General features: G+C 72.2%; 3 protein-coding genes. 2 read left to right on the plus strand and 1 reads right to left on the minus strand.

Annotation, left to right across the window (positions count from 1 at the left end):
* Together B7767_RS15725 and aceB are read left to right on the plus strand one after the other, a co-directional pair.
* A partial coding sequence (locus B7767_RS15725; RefSeq protein WP_107486116.1) for an NTP transferase domain-containing protein occupies positions 1-414 on the plus strand: 414 nt, incomplete at its 5' end.
* A gap of 206 nt (positions 415-620) precedes the next feature.
* Positions 621-2,246 carry a malate synthase A gene (aceB, locus tag B7767_RS15730; protein WP_085572737.1) on the plus strand — a complete coding sequence of 542 codons (1,626 nt, stop codon included), beginning with the start codon at positions 621-623 and terminating at the stop codon, positions 2,244-2,246.
* Positions 2,247-2,249: 3 nt separating this feature from the next.
* Here aceB and B7767_RS15735 read toward each other — a convergent pair whose 3' ends face one another.
* Entirely contained in the window at positions 2,250-3,176 is a 927-nt protein-coding gene (locus tag B7767_RS15735) for a HipA family kinase (protein ID WP_085572738.1), read from the minus strand.
* Between the last annotated feature and the right edge of the window lie 258 nt (positions 3,177-3,434).

A 3,434-nucleotide genomic window follows, 5' to 3' on the forward strand; every position in this document is an offset into this window, starting at 1 on the left:
GTGCGCGCCCGCGCCCGTCTGCCGGACTGCGTCCTCGTCGACAACCCCGCGTGGGAGCGGGGCATGGGCACCTCCCTGCGGGCCGGCCTCGACTCCCTGGCCGGGGCGGGCGCGCGGGCCGCACTGGTCTCGCTGGTCGACCAGCCCGGCATCGGCCCGGAGGCGGTCGCCCGGGTGCTCGGCGCCTACGCCTCCCCCGATTCGCTCGTCTCGGCCTCCTACGACGGCGTGCGCGGCCATCCGGTGCTGTTCGGCGCCGCGCACTGGGCCGGGATCGGCGCGACCGCGACCGGCGACCGGGGGGCGCGCGCCTATCTGAAGGAGCACACGGAGCGACTCGTGCTCGTCGAGTGCGGCGACGTGGCCGAGGCGTACGACATCGACACCGAGGCGGATCTGGCGCACCTCGAATGAGCCGGGACGGCCGCGGGCGGACAGGGTGGCACCGGGCGCCGCCTTCCCTCGCCCCGGAGAATCTCGACATCAACAAAACATTGAACTTCCACCATGAGGAAACTACTATCCACTGCTCAGAAGCGCCCGGCCTCCGTACGGGCGTCCCCGCCGTACCCGGGTCGACCGGCACCCGGTGCCACGCACGCCGAAGGAAGTGACAGCCGATGTCCGCACCAGCGCCGTCCCCGCTGGCCATCGTCGACGCCGAGCCCCTGCCCCGGCAGGAGGAGGTCCTCACCGAGGCGGCGCTCGCCTTCGTGGCCGAGCTGCACCGGCGGTTCACGCCCCGGCGTGACGAGCTGCTCGCCCGCCGCGCGGAGCGCCGCGACGCGATCGCCCGTACGTCCACGCTCGACTTCCTGCCGGAGACGGCCGCGATCCGCGCGGACGACTCCTGGCGGGTGGCCCCGGCCCCCGAGGCCCTGAACGACCGCCGGGTCGAGATCACCGGGCCCACCGACCGCAAGATGACCATCAACGCCCTCAACTCGGGCGCGAAGGTCTGGCTCGCGGACTTCGAGGACGCCTCCGCGCCCACCTGGGAGAACGTGGTCCTCGGCCAGCTCAGCCTGATCGACGCCTACACCCGGAACATCGACTTCACCGACCCGGTCTCCGGCAAGTCGTACGCCCTGCGCCCGGACGCGGAGCTGGCGACGGTCGTCATGCGCCCGCGCGGGTGGCACCTGGACGAGCGTCACCTCACCGGCCCGGACGGCACCCCGGTGCCCGGCGCGCTGGTCGACTTCGGCCTGTACTTCTTCCACAACGCCAAGCGGCTGATCGAGCTCGGCAAGGGCCCGTACTTCTACCTCCCCAAGACGGAGTCCCACCTGGAGGCCCGGCTGTGGAACGAGGTGTTCGTCTTCGCGCAGGAGTACTGCGGCATCCCGCAGGGCACCGTGCGCGCCACCGTCCTGATCGAGACGATCACGGCCGCGTACGAGATGGAGGAGATCCTCTACGAACTGCGCGACCACGCCTCCGGTCTGAACGCCGGCCGCTGGGACTACCTCTTCTCCATCGTCAAGAACTTCCGTGACGGCGGGGCGAGGTTCGTGCTCCCGGACCGCAACGCGGTGACGATGACCGCCCCGTTCATGCGCGCGTACACCGAACTCCTCGTCCGCACCTGCCACAGGCGCGGCGCGCACGCGATCGGCGGCATGGCGGCGTTCATCCCGTCCCGCCGGGACGCGGAGGTCAACAAGGTGGCCTTCGAGAAGGTGCGCGCCGACAAGGACCGTGAGGCGAACGACGGTTTCGACGGCTCCTGGGTCGCCCACCCCGACCTGGTCCCGATCGCCATGGAGTCCTTCGACCGGGTGCTCGGCGACCGGCCGAACCAGAAGGACCGCCTGCGTGAGGACGTGAACGTGACGGCGGCCGACCTCATCGCCGTCGACTCCCTGGACGCCAGGCCGACGTACGCGGGTCTGGTCAACGCCGTTCAGGTGGGCATCCGTTACATCGAGGCGTGGCTGAACGGGGTCGGCGCGGTCGCCATCTTCAACCTGATGGAGGACGCCGCCACCGCCGAGATCTCCCGCTCCCAGATCTGGCAGTGGATCAACGCGGAGGTCGTCCTCGACAACGGCGAACAGGTCACCGCCGAGCTGGCCCGCAAGGTCGCCGCCGAGGAACTGGCGGGCATCCGCGCGGAGATCGGCGAGGAGGCCTTCGCGGCCGGCAACTGGCAGCAGGCGCACGACCTGCTGCTGAAGGTCTCCCTCGACGAGGACTACGCCGACTTCCTCACCCTGCCGGCGTACGAGCAGCTCAAGGGCTGAGCCCTACGTGTCCGGGCGGCCCAGGTGCACCGACCAGTCCTGGGCCGCCGCCGGTTTGCCGTGCAGGTCGGGGACCCGCTTCAGCCAGTCCGGCCGGCCCCGCCGGGTCCTCGCCGCCCGCCGGGCGTTCTCCTCGGCGAGCTCGTCCGGGCCGGGGAAGTCGGTGGGCAGCCACGCCCCGGACGTCCGCACGCGCGCGTGGAGGTACGTCACGTACGCCTCGCGGACCTCGTCGGGCGTGGCGAAGCGGGGATCACCGGCCAGCCAGTCGTCGGGGACCTCGGCGGTGACGGACCGCAGCAGTTCCTCGGTCACCTTCGGCGCGAGCTCGGCGTCCGCCGCACGCACGTCGGGTCCGTAGTGGCCGAGGGCGTGGTGGCGGAAGTCGTACGCCCTGGCCGGGTCGGAGCCCTCCCAGCGGTGGTGGAAGACGAGCGCGGCCCCGTGGTCGATGAGCCACAGCCGCGGGGGCGCGACCCCGAGCGTCGGCCAGACCACCAGGTTGGAACTGTGGACGGTACGGTCCACGTTCACGGTGAGGGCGTCGAGCCAGACGATCCGCCCGGCCTCCAGCGGATCGACGGGGAAGACCTCGGCGACCTCGGGGGTGAAGTCCCGCGCGCCCGGCAGGTAGTCCATGCCGAGGTTGACCCCGGCGCTGGCGGCGTGCAGCTCCCGCACCTCCTGGTGCGGCTCGCCGTCCGCCACCGCCGGGTCGAAGTGCACCAGCACCAGCTCGGGGAAGCGCAGCCCGAGGGCCCGCGCCAGCTCCCCCACGATCACCTCGGCGACCAGCGCCTTGCGCCCCTGCGCGGAGGCGGTGAACTTCACGACGTACGTCCCGAGGTCGTCGGCCTCGAAGACACCGGGGACGGACCCGCCGGAGTGCAGGGGCGTGATGTAGCGGGTGGCGGTGACCTCTCTCAGCATCCGACGAGCATAGTGACCGGGGGCGCGGCCCTGTCCGGATGCCGTCGGTCGGGTTGGCGTGCTCACGCTCAGGTTCGTATCGTCGGACATCGATCGGGGGCGGCAGCGGAGACACACGCGTCCGGGGGGAGCGGGGTGGGGAGAACGACAGGGACCGCCTCGCCCCGACGGGCCGGGCGGACGCGCCGACGCCTCGCCGTCGGCGCGGCGACGGCCCTGGCGGCGGGGTGCTGCGGCGCCTGGGCCTACGGCAGGACG

Origin of the sequence: Streptomyces sp. 13-12-16 (assembly GCF_002114215.1) — a bacterium.
Classification (GTDB): domain Bacteria; phylum Actinomycetota; class Actinomycetes; order Streptomycetales; family Streptomycetaceae; genus Streptomyces.